Origin of the sequence: Denitrobaculum tricleocarpae (assembly GCF_007004665.1) — a bacterium.
Classification (GTDB): Bacteria; Pseudomonadota; Alphaproteobacteria; order Kiloniellales; family Kiloniellaceae; genus Denitrobaculum; species Denitrobaculum tricleocarpae.
In genome coordinates this window covers 85904-100472 of sequence record NZ_ML660062.1, presented here as the reverse complement: position 1 = coordinate 100472, position 14569 = coordinate 85904, and the positions used below count along the sequence as shown (strand labels likewise).

Annotated in this window: 14 protein-coding genes; 6 read left to right on the top strand and 8 right to left on the bottom strand. The window is 61.0% G+C overall.

The genetic code is table 11. The annotated features are described in order from the left end of the window. Positions 1–33: 33 nt before the first annotated feature. From FKG95_RS25090 to rpmB, 3 genes are all read left to right on the top strand, one after another. Positions 34–1950: an ABCB family ABC transporter ATP-binding protein/permease gene (locus FKG95_RS25090; RefSeq protein WP_142899198.1), complete on the top strand. Its 1917-nt coding sequence runs from the start codon at positions 34–36 to the stop codon at positions 1948–1950. Between the two features lie 31 nt (positions 1951–1981). Continuing rightward, on the top strand, positions 1982–2407 hold the full coding sequence (locus tag FKG95_RS25085; RefSeq protein WP_142899197.1) for a VOC family protein: 426 nt from the start codon (positions 1982–1984) through the stop codon (positions 2405–2407). A 209-nt stretch (positions 2408–2616) separates the two neighbouring features. After that, positions 2617–2913: a 50S ribosomal protein L28 gene (rpmB, locus tag FKG95_RS25080; protein ID WP_142899196.1), complete on the top strand. Its 297-nt coding sequence runs from the start codon at positions 2617–2619 to the stop codon at positions 2911–2913. Between the two features lie 101 nt (positions 2914–3014). On the opposite strand, the gene FKG95_RS25075 is transcribed toward rpmB, so the two are convergent. Continuing rightward, complete coding sequence (locus FKG95_RS25075) at positions 3015–4034, bottom strand: esterase-like activity of phytase family protein (RefSeq protein ID WP_179954277.1); 1020 nt, start codon at positions 4032–4034, stop codon at positions 3015–3017. 208 nt (positions 4035–4242) lie between these two features. Between FKG95_RS25075 and FKG95_RS25070 the strand changes: the two genes are divergently transcribed. Beyond that, positions 4243–5010 (top strand): dienelactone hydrolase family protein, encoded by a 768-nt coding sequence (locus tag FKG95_RS25070; RefSeq protein ID WP_142899194.1) that lies wholly within the window; start codon positions 4243–4245, stop codon positions 5008–5010. Positions 5011–5113: 103 nt separating this feature from the next. On the opposite strand, the gene cobT is transcribed toward FKG95_RS25070, so the two are convergent. The 3 genes from cobT to FKG95_RS25055 all read right to left on the bottom strand — a co-directional run bounded on the left by cobT (position 5114) and on the right by FKG95_RS25055 (position 8722). After that, the gene (gene cobT / locus FKG95_RS25065) at positions 5114–6988 is read right to left on the bottom strand and encodes a cobaltochelatase subunit CobT (protein WP_142899193.1); all 1875 of its coding nucleotides are present in this window, start codon (positions 6986–6988) and stop codon (positions 5114–5116) included. A gap of 120 nt (positions 6989–7108) precedes the next feature. Then, a complete protein-coding gene (gene cobS / locus FKG95_RS25060) occupies positions 7109–8104 on the bottom strand; it encodes a cobaltochelatase subunit CobS (protein WP_142899192.1) in 996 nt (331 codons plus the stop codon). 48 nt (positions 8105–8152) lie between these two features. Further along, complete coding sequence (locus tag FKG95_RS25055; protein ID WP_179954276.1) at positions 8153–8722, bottom strand: J domain-containing protein; 570 nt, start codon at positions 8720–8722, stop codon at positions 8153–8155. Between the two features lie 462 nt (positions 8723–9184). Between FKG95_RS25055 and FKG95_RS25050 the strand changes: the two genes are divergently transcribed. Next, a complete protein-coding gene (locus FKG95_RS25050; protein WP_142899190.1) occupies positions 9185–9463 on the top strand; it encodes a BolA family protein in 279 nt (92 codons plus the stop codon). A 142-nt stretch (positions 9464–9605) separates the two neighbouring features. Then, entirely contained in the window at positions 9606–9968 is a 363-nt protein-coding gene (locus tag FKG95_RS30370) for a ribbon-helix-helix domain-containing protein (RefSeq protein WP_281281500.1), read from the top strand. 162 nt (positions 9969–10130) lie between these two features. On the opposite strand, the gene FKG95_RS25040 is transcribed toward FKG95_RS30370, so the two are convergent. The 4 genes from FKG95_RS25040 to FKG95_RS25025 form a co-directional block, all read right to left on the bottom strand. Further along, on the bottom strand, positions 10131–10751 hold the full coding sequence (locus FKG95_RS25040) for a DUF2889 domain-containing protein (protein WP_142899189.1): 621 nt from the start codon (positions 10749–10751) through the stop codon (positions 10131–10133). A gap of 289 nt (positions 10752–11040) precedes the next feature. Further along, entirely contained in the window at positions 11041–12351 is a 1311-nt protein-coding gene (locus FKG95_RS25035; RefSeq protein ID WP_142899188.1) for an HlyC/CorC family transporter, read from the bottom strand. A 114-nt stretch (positions 12352–12465) separates the two neighbouring features. Further along, positions 12466–13596 carry a 3-dehydroquinate synthase gene (gene aroB, locus FKG95_RS25030; RefSeq protein ID WP_142899187.1) on the bottom strand — a complete coding sequence of 377 codons (1131 nt, stop codon included), beginning with the start codon at positions 13594–13596 and terminating at the stop codon, positions 12466–12468. Between the two features lie 5 nt (positions 13597–13601). Continuing rightward, on the bottom strand, positions 13602–14246 hold the full coding sequence (locus tag FKG95_RS25025; protein WP_142899186.1) for a shikimate kinase: 645 nt from the start codon (positions 14244–14246) through the stop codon (positions 13602–13604). Between the last annotated feature and the right edge of the window lie 323 nt (positions 14247–14569).

Genomic DNA, 14569 nt, shown 5'->3' with positions numbered 1-14569 from the left:
CGCGATAAGACGGGTATAAGGATCTTCTGAGCCATGCGGAGTATGTCGACGAAAACGCTCTCCAGCGACGCCGCAAGCGGTGAGACCTCGACCCGCGAGCAGCTGGCCACGCTGCGCAATCTGTTGCCCTATCTCTGGCCGGCGGGACGAAACGATCTGCGGCTCCGGGTTCTGATCGCACTGGGATTGATGGTCGGGGCGAAGGTCACGACAGTTTACGTCCCGCTGCTCCTTCGCTCGGCCGTCGACAGACTGTCGCCCGGCGGCGGTGCGTCCGCCGCGAACCTGGTGGAGAGCGAACCCCTGATCGTCCTGCCGCTTGGCCTGCTGCTGGCATACGGTCTCGCACGCATCCTCGGGGTGGCCTTCGCGCAGGTCCGCGACGCGGTCTTTTCCAAGGTGGCCCAGCATGCCATCCGGCAGGTCGCGCTGCAGACGTTCGAACATCTGCACCGTTTGTCTCTCCGTTTTCATCTGGATCGTCAGACCGGCGGCCTGACCCGTGCCATCGACCGGGGCACCAAGGGCATCGAGTTCCTGCTGTTCTTTGTTCTCTTCAACATTCTGCCCACCATCCTGGAGATCCTCTTTGTCAGCGGCATCCTTTGGTATCTTTTCGACTGGCGCTTCGCGGCGGTCACGCTCGTCACCATCCTGCTCTACGTCTTCCTGACCTTCGTTATTACCGAGTGGCGGATCAAGCTGCGCCGGCGCATGAACGATGCGGACAACGATGCCAACACCAAGTCTATCGACAGCTTGCTGAATTTCGAGACGGTCAAGTATTTCGGCAACGAGCGGCATGAAACCCGCCGCTTCGATACGGCGCTGCAAAGCTATGAGAAGGCGGCGGTCGACAGCCGGGTCAGCCTCTCGGCCCTGAACAGCGGCCAGGCCATCGTCATTTCAATCGGTGTTGTTGCGATCATGGTCATGGCTGCCATGGGCGTCGTCGCCGGAGTCATGACCCTGGGCGACTTCGTCATGGTGAATGCCTACCTGATCCAGCTCGCCATGCCGCTTAACCTGCTGGGTACGGTCTATCGGGAGATCAAGCAGTCCCTGATCGACATGGAGGTCATGTTCAATCTGCTGCACACCGGCGCGGAAATCCTCGACCGTCCGGATGCAAAGCCCCTGCTGCCCGAAGGCGGTGAGGTGGTCTTCCGCAACGTGAGTTTCGGATATGACGCCCGCCGCCCGATCCTGCGCGGCGTCGACTTCACCGTTCCCGCGGGGAAAACCGTTGCAATTGTCGGTCCCAGCGGCGCGGGCAAATCGACCATCAGCCGTCTTCTTTTCCGTTTTTACGATGTCACCGAAGGCCAGATCCTGATCGATGGCCAGGATCTGCGCGCCGTGACCCAGGATTCTCTGCGCGCCTCTATCGGGATCGTGCCCCAGGACACGGTTCTTTTTAACGATACGGTCTACTACAACATCGCCTATGGCCGCCCCAGCGCGACCCGCGAAGAGGTCGAGGCCGCCGCCAAGCTCGCCCGGATTCATGAATTCGTCCGGGGCCTGCCCGATGGCTACGACAGCATCGTCGGCGAGCGCGGCCTGAAGCTCTCCGGTGGTGAGAAACAGCGCGTGGCCATTGCGCGCACCATTCTGAAGGGCCCGGCGATCCTGCTGTTCGACGAAGCCACCTCAGCACTGGACACCAGGACTGAAAGGGCGATCCAGAACAGTTTGAACGAGGTCTCGCGGGACCGCACCACTCTGGTGATCGCGCACCGTCTCTCCACGGTCGTGGACGCGGACGAGATTATCGTCCTGGAGGCGGGCCGGATCGTCGAGCGCGGCCAGCATGAGAACCTCCTCGACCGGGAAGGGCATTACGCCACCATGTGGCGGCGTCAGCAGGAATCCGCGCAGCAACGGCGCCGGACAGATGCGGAGCCGCCTTTACCGGCTTCACCTCAGTTGCCTCTGGATGTACCCTGAAACCTGTCTCTTGCAGTGCCCGGAGGAGGAGATGACGCCCCGCCTGACCCACATTGCCCTGCATCTGCGGGATCTTGAAGCCTCGATTGCCTTTTACCGCGACATTTGCGGCATGCGGATCGTGCATGAACGCAACGACGGCGGCACCCGTGTGGTTTGGATGGCAGAACCGGGCCGGGAGACGGATTTTATCTTTGTGCTGCTCCCCGGCGGTCCGGGCCGGGATCAGGCTGAGAAGGATTTCAGTCACTTCGGTTTCGCGCTCGAAAGCCGGGCCGCCGTGGACCGGGTGGCGGCCGCGGCAGAAGAGGCCGGATATCTGGCCTGTCCGCCGCGCGACGAGCCCTATCCGGTGGGTTATTATTGCGGTTTGCGGGATCCGGACGGTAATTTCGTCGAATTCAGCTATGGCCAGCCGCTCGGGCCAGGCGCAAAACCCCTCGATGTTGGCAGCTAAAGCTTCTGCCACAGGCGGCTAAGCCGGGAGAAATGCGCGGAATTTGCCTCTGGAGTGCGATTCCCGCCCTTCCGGCGCGGGTTCCGGCGGGATTCGCCTTTTTCACCTTGACGCCGCCGGGGTGCTGCCGTAAAAACCGCCCCGCACCGGGCGCTTTCGCCCGGATTATCGTTTTATGCCTGCTTTTTAGCTTAACTGGGAATGGTATCATGGCTCGTCGTTGCGACTTCTCCGGCAAAGGTGTTCAGACCGGAAATAACGTAAGTCACGCGAACAACAGGACTCGCCGCCGCTTTCTGCCGAATCTTCAGCAGACCTCGATGCTGAGCGACGCCCTTGGCCAGACGGTTCAGTTCCGCCTGAGCACGCAGACCATCCGCACCATCGAAAAGCGCGGCGGCCTCGATGCTTATCTTCTCTCGACCCCGTCCGCAAAGCTGGGCCAGCGCGCGCGGCAGCTCAAGCGCCGGGTCAAGAAGGTCCTCGAGAGCCAGGCTGCTGCCTAAGGGGTGGTTAATGACTGAGGCTCACGCCTGACAGATTTGAAGAGGCCCGTTTTCGGATGGGCCTTTTTTTGTGCCTGCCGTCCGGATCCGGCTTTGCAAAGTCACTCTTCAAGCTCGAAGAGCAGCAGAAGGTTCCGCTGAATGATGTTGAAGTTGTTGTCGGACAGCAGATAGACCAGCGTTTCGCCGTCCGGACCGCGCTTCACATCGATCCCCTCCATATTGTCCACGGCCAGGGGCGGGCGGATCACCGCCAGTTCCTCGCCCTTCAAGGTCTTGCCGGGCCCGATATCGGCCTCGGCGATCCGGCGCAGACGCATGGCGACCCCGATGATCGGTGTATAGGAGCGCTCGAGCACTAGGATGTCGCCGTTGGGCAGCCGCGCCGCGCCGGTGGGCTTGAACTTGCCCTCGCGCTGAAACCGCAGGACGGCCCATGTCTTATCGCTCTTTGGCACTTTTCCATCCCAGAGATAGGCCGCCACCTGGTTGGCGCCGCCGCGAAGCTCCTGGGCCTCGGTGATGGCCAGAACACGCCCGTCCTTCAGGGTGACCAGCGATTCGATACCCCCGTTGCCGAAGGTCGTGGTCAGCGGCAGCGGCGTGGGCAGGGCGGTCGGGGCTTTCTTGTTCGTGAAGGGATCCGCCGGATAGCGCCAGACCCGATGGTTCCGCTCGAAGCTCACCAGCAAATCGCCGCTGGCGTGACGGGTCAGGGATTCCGCGTCGCGCTCGCCTTTGTCGCGGAGCGGCTGGCCGTTAAGTCCGGTGATCGGGATCATTGCGGCGTCTGACAGGCCGGTCAGACGGCCGTTCGAGTCATAGGTCAGTTTGGCCTGAAACCACTGACCATCGTCGCTTGCGGCGGTTAGGCGCGAGAGGTCGTCGGAGACCAGGAGGCTGGAGAGTCCACCGAAGGCCGACACCTGGGACTTCAGTTCCAGCCCGCCGCGCCAGATCAGCTTTCCGGCCTTCCGGCGGTCGGGGAGTGTGGGGTGGAAGGGGATGGCTGCGGACGAGACCGCAACCGGGTCCGCTGCGACGTTCCTGACTGTCCCGAAGCAGGCACATAGCGCGAGCGCCAGCAGAAGGCCGAGCGGGCGCGAAAATGTCTGTGTCAATTCCCTGAAACTCTCCTGAAAACGCACGCGATTGTGATGCTCCGCGGCGGTCCGCTCCCCAGCGCCAAGTTGAAAACATCGTCTTACAGGTTAACTATAACCCGGTATTCCGATTTCATCACTGACATCCGCTTTTCGTCAAACCTTGCCAGACACACAACAGCTTTTCACAAAACAGCTTTGCGGTTGGCAACTACAGGAGGTTACCATGCAGACATTGGCACGCAGACAGGTTCTTAGCGGTATTGCCGCGACGTCGTTCGCGGCTGTCTTGGCTGACCCGCGCCTGGCCAAGGCCGCGGCGTCTGAGCTCAAGACGGTTTCCATTACCACCGAAGACGGGCGTTCGGTAAAGGCTGCCCTCGCCATGCCAGCGAAGCTTCCCGCTCCCGCGGTGTTGCTGATCCACGAGTGGTGGGGCCTGAACGACCAGATCAAGGTCGTGGCCGCTGAACTGGCCAAAGAAGGCTACGTGGCCCTGGCGGTCGATCTCTACGATGAAAAGGTCGCGACCCAGCCGGATGACGCCAGGGCCTTCATGCAGGCAGTCGATCCGGGGCAGGCCACCAACACGCTGCAGTCCTGGGTCGCCTGGCTGCGCGACCACGATGCGGTTGCCGGAAAGATCGGCACGGTCGGCTGGTGTTTCGGCGGCGGCTGGTCTTTGAATGCTTCCATCGCGGCGCCCGTCGAGGCCACGGTGGTCTACTACGGCCGGGTGGAGCGTTCCGCCGAAGACCTCAAGGCTCTGAACTCACCGGTGCTGGGCCACTATGCCACCGCGGACCAATGGATCAACCAGGAGATGGTCAGCAAGTTCGAAGCCGAAATGGCCAAGGCGGAAAAGTCCAACCAGTCCTACTGGTATGAAGCCGACCATGCCTTCGCCAATCCGACCTCGGCCCGTTACGACGAAGCCGATGCCAAGCTGGCCTGGGAACGTACCCTGGCGTTTTTCAAGGAACACCTTGGTTGAGCCAGGGCTAACCCGGGCGAGACGGCTTTAACAGATGTAGAGCCCGTCAGATCTCTATCGGTAAAGGTCTGACGGGCCTGTTTCTTGGCCGATCCGGCCCGGGTCAGGAAACCTTGCGCCGGCGATGATGATGCGTGGTGGCGTTGGGGCCGCCCTCGTCGAAGAGCTCTGCCAGCTTCTCCATCACCGTGCCGCCCAATTGCTCGGCGTCGACGATGGTGACCGCCCGCTTGTAGTAGCGGGTCACGTCATGCCCGATCCCGATGGCCAGCAGTTCGACCGGCGAGCGGCTCTCGATGTAAGAGATGACTTCGCGCAGATGTTTTTCGAGATAGTTGCCGGGATTGACCGAAAGGGTCGAATCGTCCACCGGCGCGCCATCCGAGATGACCATCAGAACGCGCCGCTGCTCCGGACGGGTTACGATCCGGTTGTGGGCCCACAGCAGAGCTTCACCGTCGATGTTTTCCTTCAGGATCCCCTCGCGCAGCATCAGCCCCAGGTTCTTGCGCGCGCGGCGCCAGGGGGCATCGGCGGACTTGTAAATGATGTGACGAACGTCGTTCAGCCGGCCCGGATTGGGGGGCTTCCCGTCGGCGATCCAGCGTTCGCGGGACTGGCCGCCCTTCCACATGCGCGTGGTAAAGCCCAGGATTTCCACCTTCACGCCGCAGCGCTCGAGTGTGCGCGCCAGGATATCGGCGCTCATGGCCGCGACCGTGATTGGCCGTCCGCGCATGGAGCCTGAGTTGTCGATCAGCAGGCTGACCACCGTGTCGCGGAACTCCATATCCTGTTCCTGCTTGTAACTCAGCGAGTGAGTCGGGCTGACCACGACACGGGTCAGGCGCGAGGTGTCCAGGATTCCTTCTTCGAGATTGAAGTCCCAATTACGGGTCTGCTGGGCCAGCAGGCGGCGTTGCAAGCGGTTGGCGAGCTTCGCGATCACGCCCTGCAGGTGCGCGAGCTGCTGGTCGAGCATCTGACGCAGGCGGTTCAGTTCATCCGCATCGCAGAGTTCGGCGGCATCGATGGTTTCGTCGAAGACCGAGGTGTAGGGATGATAGGCCGCCTGATCCAGCGCGTTCCGGCGATCCTGGTGCTGCGGCGTTTCCGTCGGCTGACCCGGCTGGTCCTCGCCGGCGTCGGCCATCATCTCGCCGTCCGCGTCTGCGTCCTGGCCCTCGCCGGAATCGTCCTCCATGGCTTCGCCCTGTTGGCTTTCCATGCTGGCCTGGTCTTCCGCCGACTCCTGTTCCTCTCCGTCGCCCCGCGAATCCGACGGCGCATCTTCGGAGCCGTCGCCGTCTTCGTTCTCGTCCTGATCGTCGCCCAGATCGTCCTCGCTGGTCACGTCCAGATCCAGATGCCGCAGCATCTGCTTGACCACCTTGGCAAAGGACTCCTGGTCTTCCGCGTTCGCGCCCATGTCGGCCAGGTCGCGCAGAACATCCGCATGCAGATGCGGCCGCCAGAGGTCGACCAGGTTACGGGCAGCGGGTGGAGGCGGTGTTCCTGTGATGGCCTCTCGCGCCAGCACCCGCAGGGCTTCTGAGAGAGGCACGTCCTCGTGACTTGTCACGCGGGTCAGGCCCTTGGCGTGGCATTGTTCGGCGAGCGTTGCTTCAAGATTCGAGGCGACGCCGGTCATGCGCTTCATGCCCAGGGCTTCGCAGCGGGCCTGTTCGACGGCATCGAACACCTCGCGGGCCGAATCCTGCTGTGGCCGCTGGACCCGGTGCGTACTTTCATCGTGGTACTTCAGGCGCAGGGCGACCGCATCGGCCTGACCACGTACCTGTGCAACGTCCGAGGCAGGCAGATCGCGCGCAGGCATCGGCAACCTGACCTCCGTGCCCGAGAGGCCCTGGCCGCTCGGGGTGAAGGCCGCGGTGATTTCTTCACGCTCCGAGATCGCGCGCATGGTGGCCGCCGTGACGCGCTTGAACTTCTCGATGGGGCTTTCGCTGTTGTCCATGGTCTTTGCCTGGCGCTCTGCATCCTGCCGACTGTCCTTTGGCGGCTGTTGGCCGCCTCCGGCAGTCAGATGATGATTTCGTTCGCGGGTCCGGCGGTCTTAACCTTGACCGGTCTCTCCTTAAACGAGCGACGCACTTCCTTCCTGAAGCTCGGTGCCGAAGCAACGCTGATAGTATTCCGTCACGACGCCGCGCTCGATCTCATCGCACTTGTTCAGGAAGGTGACGCGGAAAGCAAAACCGACGTTGCCGAAAATCTTGGCGTTCTGCGCCCAGGTGATCACGGTCCGCGGGCTCATCACCGTCGAGATATCGCCGTTGATGAAGCCGCTGCGGGTCAGATCCGCCAGGGCGACCATGGCCGCGATCGTCTCCTGGCCTTCCTTGCTGTCGTAATCCGGGCACTTGGCCAGAACGATGTTCTCTTCTTCTTCGTGCTCCAGGTAATTGAGCGTGGTCACGATGTTCCAGCGGTCCATCTGGCCCTGGTTGATCTGCTGCGTGCCGTGATAGAGGCCCGTGGTATCGCCCAGTCCCACCGTGTTGGCGGTCGAGAACAGCCGGAAGGCGGAATGCGGCTTGATGACCTGGTTCTGGTCGAGCAGGGTCAGCCGGCCTTCGACTTCGAGAACCCGCTGAATCACGAACATCACGTCCGGGCGGCCGGCGTCGTACTCGTCGAAGACCAGAGCGGTCGGGCGCTGCAGGGCCCAGGGCAGCAGCCCCTCGCGGAACTCGGTGACCTGCTTGCCGTCTTTCAGGACAATCGCGTCCTTGCCGATCAGATCGATACGGCTGATGTGGCTGTCCAGGTTGATCCGGATGCAGGGCCAGTTCAGGCGCGATGCCACCTGCTCGATATGGGTCGACTTACCGGTACCGTGATATCCCTGGACCATAACCCGGCGGTTGAAGGCGAAACCCGCCAGGATGGCAAGCGTCGTATCGTGATCGAACCGATAGGCCTCGTCCGTGTCCGGGACGTAGCTGTTGGGTTGGCTGAACGCTGGAATCTGCATGTCGCTGTCAATCCCGAAGGTCTGACGTGCCGATACAGTGATATCCGGTCCCGCAGTGGGCATTTCTGAGCCGCCGAGGGCTGGTGCTGAAGACATAAGTTACGGTCCGTTGGTGAGATGTTCGAAAAGAATAGAAGCCGGTTTCTACGGGCTTTCGCGGAAAGATACTTTAAGCAGGGCGTAGGCCCGTGTGACATCCTTAAGTCGCTCCTCCGCCTCCGGATCACCGCCGTTGGCATCGGGATGTAATTCTTTGGCCAATGCACGGTACTTAGTGCGGATTTCCTGAAAGGTCACGGGATGTTTCAGTCCGAGGGCCAGGAGAGCTTCGGTTTCCTCACTCACGGGCTGTTTTGGCGCTTCGGATTTCGCCTGGTCGCCAAAAATTCCAAAATCGTCATGCAGGTTTTCGCCCCGCCAGCGCTTGGCCTGCGGCTTGTCCTTGCCCAGGGGCCAGGTTTCGCGCTGCCAGACTGAATCGGCGCGGCGCTCCCGTTCGATTTCCTGCTCGCTCATGCCCTTGAAAAAGTCCCAGGCCTGATTGTATTCGCGGATATGCTCCAGGCAGAACCAAAGGTAGCGGTCCAGCTGGTTCCGGGACTTCGGCGCGCGGTAAGGCCCTTCCAGCTCGCAGCCGGGAAAATGGCAGGCATACTGGGCGGCGGCAGCCCGCGGGTCAGGCGTGCCCTGATATTTGTGGGTCGAACGAGACATCAGTAAATTATGGAGGCGGTAACCGGGCGAGGCAAGGATTGTAGCGCGAAATTCGTATGTTACGCTTAACATTCACGATGCCGGTCACGCGCTGGACCCGGGCTCCGACAGGGCGCCCGGCCAGAGCAGGTTCCGGTCTCGCGGATTCATTTGACCGGGGTGATTTTATTTCCCGGCACGGCGCGGTTTGAAGAGCGGTGCGCGCGCATCGCGCGGGGCACACGCCTGTGCGACTGAGCGCCTTTGACCCACCAGATGAGTCCGTAAGATCGGAATATGCTCTAGTGGCATTGATCGGCATCAAATACAGTTCGTCTGTCGCACTGATAGAAAGGCTTGGTCTTGACCTTCGCCGGGCCTGATCCTCGGCCCGAAAGACAGATTAAGCACCGGCAGAGCCGACATTCCCGACCGCAAGGCCCTCTTAACGGCAAACCACCTTGAATTAACGAGTAGGCAAAAATGACCGTGACTGACCGTATGAACGAAAAACTGACGGCGGGGCTCTCTCCCTTGCATCTGTCAATTGTGGACGACTCCCACAAACATGAAGGCCATTCGGGCTGGCGGGAAGGCGGGCAGACCCATTTCAGGGTCGAAATCGTCTCCGAGCAGTTCAGCGGTAAATCCAGGGTCGAGCGGCAGCGCATGGTTTATGCGCTTTTGGCGGACGAGCTTGCCGAGACTGTTCACGCCTTGCAGTTAAAAACGCTTGCGCCATCGGAATACACGAGGCGATAATTTAATTGCACTAATAAAGTGTATTATGATTTTAATCATACATCTAATGTGGGTATTGACGAAAAATGATCCATTCATAATAGTGTATTTGAAGTAAAATACACCCATAAGGATAAGTGCGGCGGCGTATCAGGCGGTATGAGTGGTTGGTAGGAGAAGTAATCTGACTCGGTCAGGGGCGGAAGGACGAGACGGGCAGAACCAGGAAGCGCGGTCTGAGAGCAGTCTGGTAAGCCGGAACATATTGGTGTCTGGCCGAAGGACGAGCTTGCGTCTTGAGCCGGTTATGTGGGACGCACTGGGGGAAGTGTGCCGACGTGAATCCAAGAATGCCAACGAGCTCTGCACCATGATCAACGCTCGGCGGAACGAATCGAGTCTGACGGCGGCGGTCCGGGTTTTTATTCTGGCCTATTTTATGGCTGCCGCGACGGAGGAAGGGCACGTGAGCGCCGGACATGGGACGTTGTCCGAAGGCGCGGATTCTGATAGCGATCCAACCTAGAGTAGATGCGTTTTGGACAGAATTGCCAAAAGCGATCCGTCACTCTTGTGAATCTGCTCCTAAACCGAAACAGGGTCGATTCGACATCTTACAGTTAGATCAGACCCATAAGCACGATCAACCGCCGCTCAATGGGCGAGATCAGATTGCTTTCCTTGCCGCTTACTCTCCCACGGTCTCTTTGTTGCCTGTTTCCTTGTCGCCTGTTTCCTTGTCGCCAGTTTTCTTGTCGCCGGTGTAGAAGGCAGGCCAGCTCGTGCGGGCGACTTCGCCATCGCTTCGGAAGGTATGACAGCTGTCGAGCAGCGGCGGCTTTGATGGTTTCTCCGGAGGCGACGACTCCCGGCGTTTTTTCGCGAGCGTCGGATAGAGGGTCTGGTAGGCAACTGTCGCCATGGCCGTCAGCATCTCGACCAGATGGGTGCAGCCTTCCACGCCGCCGACTTTGCCGCGCAGCTTCTGCCGCCATCCGGGCCCGATCCTCAAGCCAACCACCTTTTGAAAGTTCGGCGTTATTGCCGGGCAGATTTGGTAGGGGCCGGCGTCAGTCACCGCTTCGATGGCGTGCACCAGAAATTCCTCGTCGATGGTCAGGCGGATCCACATGTCGTGCAGGGGCTCATCGGCTTCGATGTAGCCGCGGAAGTCATTGGGAAAGCCATAGGGTTTGGTATCGGTCATATGACCTTCTATATCCCAAAGACCGTCCTTGCGCGCGAAACCCTTAAAGTCGAAGCGCCGTGTGTGCTGAAGTTCGCGTTCGACTGCTGGTGAGAGCGCCATGTAATCCTTCCGAAGTAACTGTTGGAGCCGCAGGGTTTCGCAGGTTTTCGCAGCGTCGCGCCGGGTTTCTCTCGCGTTTTTGCGCAACCTGGTCTAAGGGGCGGAATATAGTGCTGTCTGGCGGGCCGTCAACTGACCCGGGCCATTGCCGCCACTCTGCTGAGTTCATGTCTAGGCCGGAGACGTTTCCTGGCGCCATTCCCCAGAGCCCAGGTTATGGTTAGAGAAATTACATTTCCTTTAAGAGGCGGGAAGGACCGGACGGCGCCCGTCTTTTGTATGCGTAACCTCAACCGGCAGCAGCTGTCTCTTCCTCGCCTTCCGAATCTGCTTCATCCTCCAGACGTTCGATCTTGATCGAAGTGATCTGGTTGCGCATCCGTCCGACGATCTCGAAACGGCAGCCGTGGAAAACGAAAACCTGCCCGATGTCGGGGATGCGCCGGGCCTCGTGCAGGATCAGGCCGGCAATGGTCGAGGCCTCCTCGTCCGGAAGATACCATTCGAACTGGCGGTTGAGGTCCCGGATCGTCACCTCGCCGTCGACCAGCAGGCTACCGTCTTTGTCGGCCTTGACGCCTTCAATGTCGACGTCGTGCTCGTCGGCAATGTCGCCCACGATTTCCTCGAGGATATCCTCCAGGGTTACGATCCCGAGCATCTCGCCGTATTCGTCGATGACGATGGCGAAGTGTTCGTGACGGCTGCGGAAGGCTTGAAGCTGTGACAGCAGGTCGGTCGATTCCGGGATGAACCAGGGTTGGGCGGCAATGGAGAGAATATCAAGACCCTCCAGGTTGGTGGAGCTTGCCTGGACCGCCCGCAGCAGCGCTTTCGCGTGCAGCACGCCCACGACATTGTCGCTTTCACCCTGCCACAGCGGAATCCGCGTGTAGGGACTGGCAAGAATGTCGTCGACGATTTTCGCAGCCGGCTGATCTACATTGATGGCCACCACGTTTTTCCGGTGGGTCATGATCTCTTCCACTTCGACATCGCCGAGGTCGAGGATGGATCTCAGCATCTGGCGTTCGTGGCGGATTTCCTCGCCGATGCCTGAATGCAGATCGATGGCGCCGCGCAGTTCTTCTTCCGCGACGTCCTGCGCAAGGCTGGCGGAGAGGTCGATGCCGAAGATCTTCAGCGTGGATCCGACGATCCACTGGATGGTCAGCGTGATCGGTCCCAGGATCAGGACGACCGGGCGCAGGATCGGCGCGACGGTCAGGGCCGCCTTGTCCGCGTTGTGCAAGGCATAGGTCTTGGGCAGGACCTCCGCGAAGATCAGGATCAGGAGGGTCATGCCCAGGGTCGCGTAAGCCACACCGGCTTCGCCGAACCAGCCGATCATCAGGCTGGTGGTCAAGGCCGAGGCCGAGATGTTGACCAGGTTGTTGCCCAGCAGGATGGCGCCGATCAGGCGTTCCTTGCTGTCCCACAGACGGTTGACCACGCCTGCGCGTGGGTTGCCGTCCTGCTCCAGGGTGTGCATGCGGGGCCGTGACGCCGCAGTCAGGGAGGTTTCAGAACCCGAAAAGAAGGCCGAAATCAGCAACAAGGCGAGGATGGCGGCCAACATGATGATCAGTTCAGTTTCCATGAGCGGGGCTTTGTTTCGTCCTTTTCGTGAGCGTGCTTGGCAGTAGGGCTCGGGGTGAGTGTGGATTGGGCAGCAGTTTATCTGTTGCGGGTTATGCCTTTTTTGAGCCGGACATCACGCCGCAAGGCTTGTCTTGAGCAGCGCATCGACTCTCTCCAGTTCGACGTCGCGCTCCAGGAAGGCCTTGCCAATGCCGCGTGCGAGCACGAAGGTGATCCGGCCTTCCGAGACTTTCTTGTCGCGCATCATGTGCGAGACCAGTGTCGCGCTGTTCCAGCCGGCGCCGGTGCGCGCGTTTCCGCCGATGGCCGTCAATGCGACCGGCAGGCCGCAGGCCTGAAGATGCGCGCGGACCCGCGCTGCGTCGTCCGGCGGGCAGAACCCCATCTCGACAGAGAGATCGAAGGCCATCACCATGCCCAGCGCGACGGCCTCGCCGTGGATCAAACCGCCTCCGTAACCGGCCTCGGCTTCAAAGGCGTGCCCGAAGGTGTGGCCCAGGTTCAGAAGAGCCCGCAATCCGGCCTCGCGCTCGTCCTGGGCGACGATATCTGCTTTCGCCCGGCAACTGACGAGCACTGCTTCGCGCCGCAGGTCCCGGTCGCCGGCGATCAGGGCAGGACCCTTTTCCTCGAGCCAGGTGAAAAAGACCGGGTCATTGATCAGGCCGTACTTGACCACCTCGGCATAGCCGGCCAGGAACTCGCGTTGCGGCAGGGTCTCCAGCACATCCATATCCGCCAGCACCAGGCGGGGCTGATGGAAACTTCCGACCAGGTTCTTGCCGCGTGCCGTGTTGATGCCGGTTTTGCCGCCGACCGAGCTGTCGACCTGTGCTAGGAGTGTCGTAGGAATCTGAATGAAGTCGAGGCCGCGCAGGGTCACCGCCGCCGCGAAGCCGGTCAGATCGCCGATCACGCCGCCGCCCAGCGCGACCAGGGTCGTGCCCCGCTCGATCCCGCCTTCCAGCAGGCGGTCGATCACCTCTTCCAGCTTGGCGAAGGACTTGGTCGCCTCACCCGCGGGAAGCACCAGGCTGCGATGGGCAATGCCGGCGTCGGTGAGGGAGGCTTCAAGTGCTGGCAGATGCTGTGCCGCGAGGTTCTCGTCGGTAACGACGACCGCCGAGGGCTGGCGCAGAACCGGCTTGATCAGCCCACCGGCCTGCGCGATCAGACCGCTGCCGATTTTGATGTCATACGCCCTGTCGCCGAGCGAGACCTCGAGCGTGTCGATGGTTGTCATGTCTGCTATTCCCCGGCCTTGCGCGCCGTGTGGTGTGTTTTGCTTTCGCTTTGGGCGACAGCCTGTCCCGACGGGTGATCCGACAGGAAGGCGGCAATGGCGTCGACCGCGCGCTGCACGGTTTTCTCGACCGGGCCATCGACGGAATCGATCACGATGTCGGCCTCACCGTAGACGGGGTAGCGCGTATCGATCAACGCGCCGAGAATTTGACGCGGATTGCCCTTGTTGAGCAGAGGCCGGTGGTTCCTGCGGCTGGTGCGCTTCACCAGCAGATCAAGGTCCGCACGCAGCCAGAGCGAGGTCGCGTGCCGGCGGATGCTTTCGCGGGTTCGCGGGTCCATGAAGGCGCCGCCGCCGGTTGCCAGGATCTGAGGCTGACCATCCAGAAGCCGCTCGATGACCTTGCGCTCACCATCGCGGAAGGCGGCTTCGCCGTGCCGTTCGAAGATCTCCTGCACCGTGCAGCCCGCTGCGGTTTCGATTTCCGTATCGGCATCGACAAAGGGTAAACCGAGGGCGTCGGACAAGCGTCGCCCGATACAGCTCTTTCCCGCACCCATCAGGCCAACCAGGACAAGCGCCCTTGGCAGGGGCAATGCTGCTGCCTCGCCTTTGGCCGCGCTCGCCTGGCGTATCGGATCTGCCATCTCTGTCTTCACGTCTTCGAACCGTCTGTTCCTGGCATCAACTCTTTGTGTCAAAGGACCGGATGCGCTCCCGCGGAAGCCCTGTCCCCCGTCATCTCCAGCGCCATCACCCGTGTCATCGCCAGGGTCTCTGGACCAATAGTATGTCGGGTCGCGGATAGTAAATCACGCGTTAACCCCAGAGTGCGATAAAGGGGTGTCATTCACCCTTATCACTGATCCCTCAAATTGGACCAAAGTCTAGGAAAACTGCCGTAAAGTCGCCATACTCCAAAGTTATGGTCATTTCGGCTGAGTGATGCAAGCTTCGCGCGTTACTTGGC

Excerpts from the sequence above, each read along its gene's own strand:
- FKG95_RS25090 (WP_142899198.1), top strand. The coding sequence starts at position 34 with ATGCGGAGTATGTCGACGAAAACGCTCTCCAGCGACGCCGCAAGCGGT.
- FKG95_RS25085 (WP_142899197.1), top strand. The coding sequence starts at position 1,982 with ATGACGCCCCGCCTGACCCACATTGCCCTGCATCTGCGGGATCTTGAA.
- rpmB (WP_142899196.1), top strand. The coding sequence starts at position 2,617 with ATGGCTCGTCGTTGCGACTTCTCCGGCAAAGGTGTTCAGACCGGAAAT.
- FKG95_RS25070 (WP_142899194.1), top strand. The coding sequence starts at position 4,243 with ATGCAGACATTGGCACGCAGACAGGTTCTTAGCGGTATTGCCGCGACG.
- cobT (WP_142899193.1), bottom strand. The coding sequence starts at position 6,988 with ATGGACAACAGCGAAAGCCCCATCGAGAAGTTCAAGCGCGTCACGGCG.
- cobS (WP_142899192.1), bottom strand. The coding sequence starts at position 8,104 with ATGTCTTCAGCACCAGCCCTCGGCGGCTCAGAAATGCCCACTGCGGGA.
- FKG95_RS25055 (WP_179954276.1), bottom strand. The coding sequence starts at position 8,722 with ATGTCTCGTTCGACCCACAAATATCAGGGCACGCCTGACCCGCGGGCT.
- FKG95_RS25050 (WP_142899190.1), top strand. The coding sequence starts at position 9,185 with ATGACCGTGACTGACCGTATGAACGAAAAACTGACGGCGGGGCTCTCT.
- FKG95_RS25040 (WP_142899189.1), bottom strand. The coding sequence starts at position 10,751 with ATGGCGCTCTCACCAGCAGTCGAACGCGAACTTCAGCACACACGGCGC.
- FKG95_RS25035 (WP_142899188.1), bottom strand. The coding sequence starts at position 12,351 with ATGGAAACTGAACTGATCATCATGTTGGCCGCCATCCTCGCCTTGTTG.
- aroB (WP_142899187.1), bottom strand. The coding sequence starts at position 13,596 with ATGACAACCATCGACACGCTCGAGGTCTCGCTCGGCGACAGGGCGTAT.
- FKG95_RS25025 (WP_142899186.1), bottom strand. The coding sequence starts at position 14,246 with ATGGCAGATCCGATACGCCAGGCGAGCGCGGCCAAAGGCGAGGCAGCA.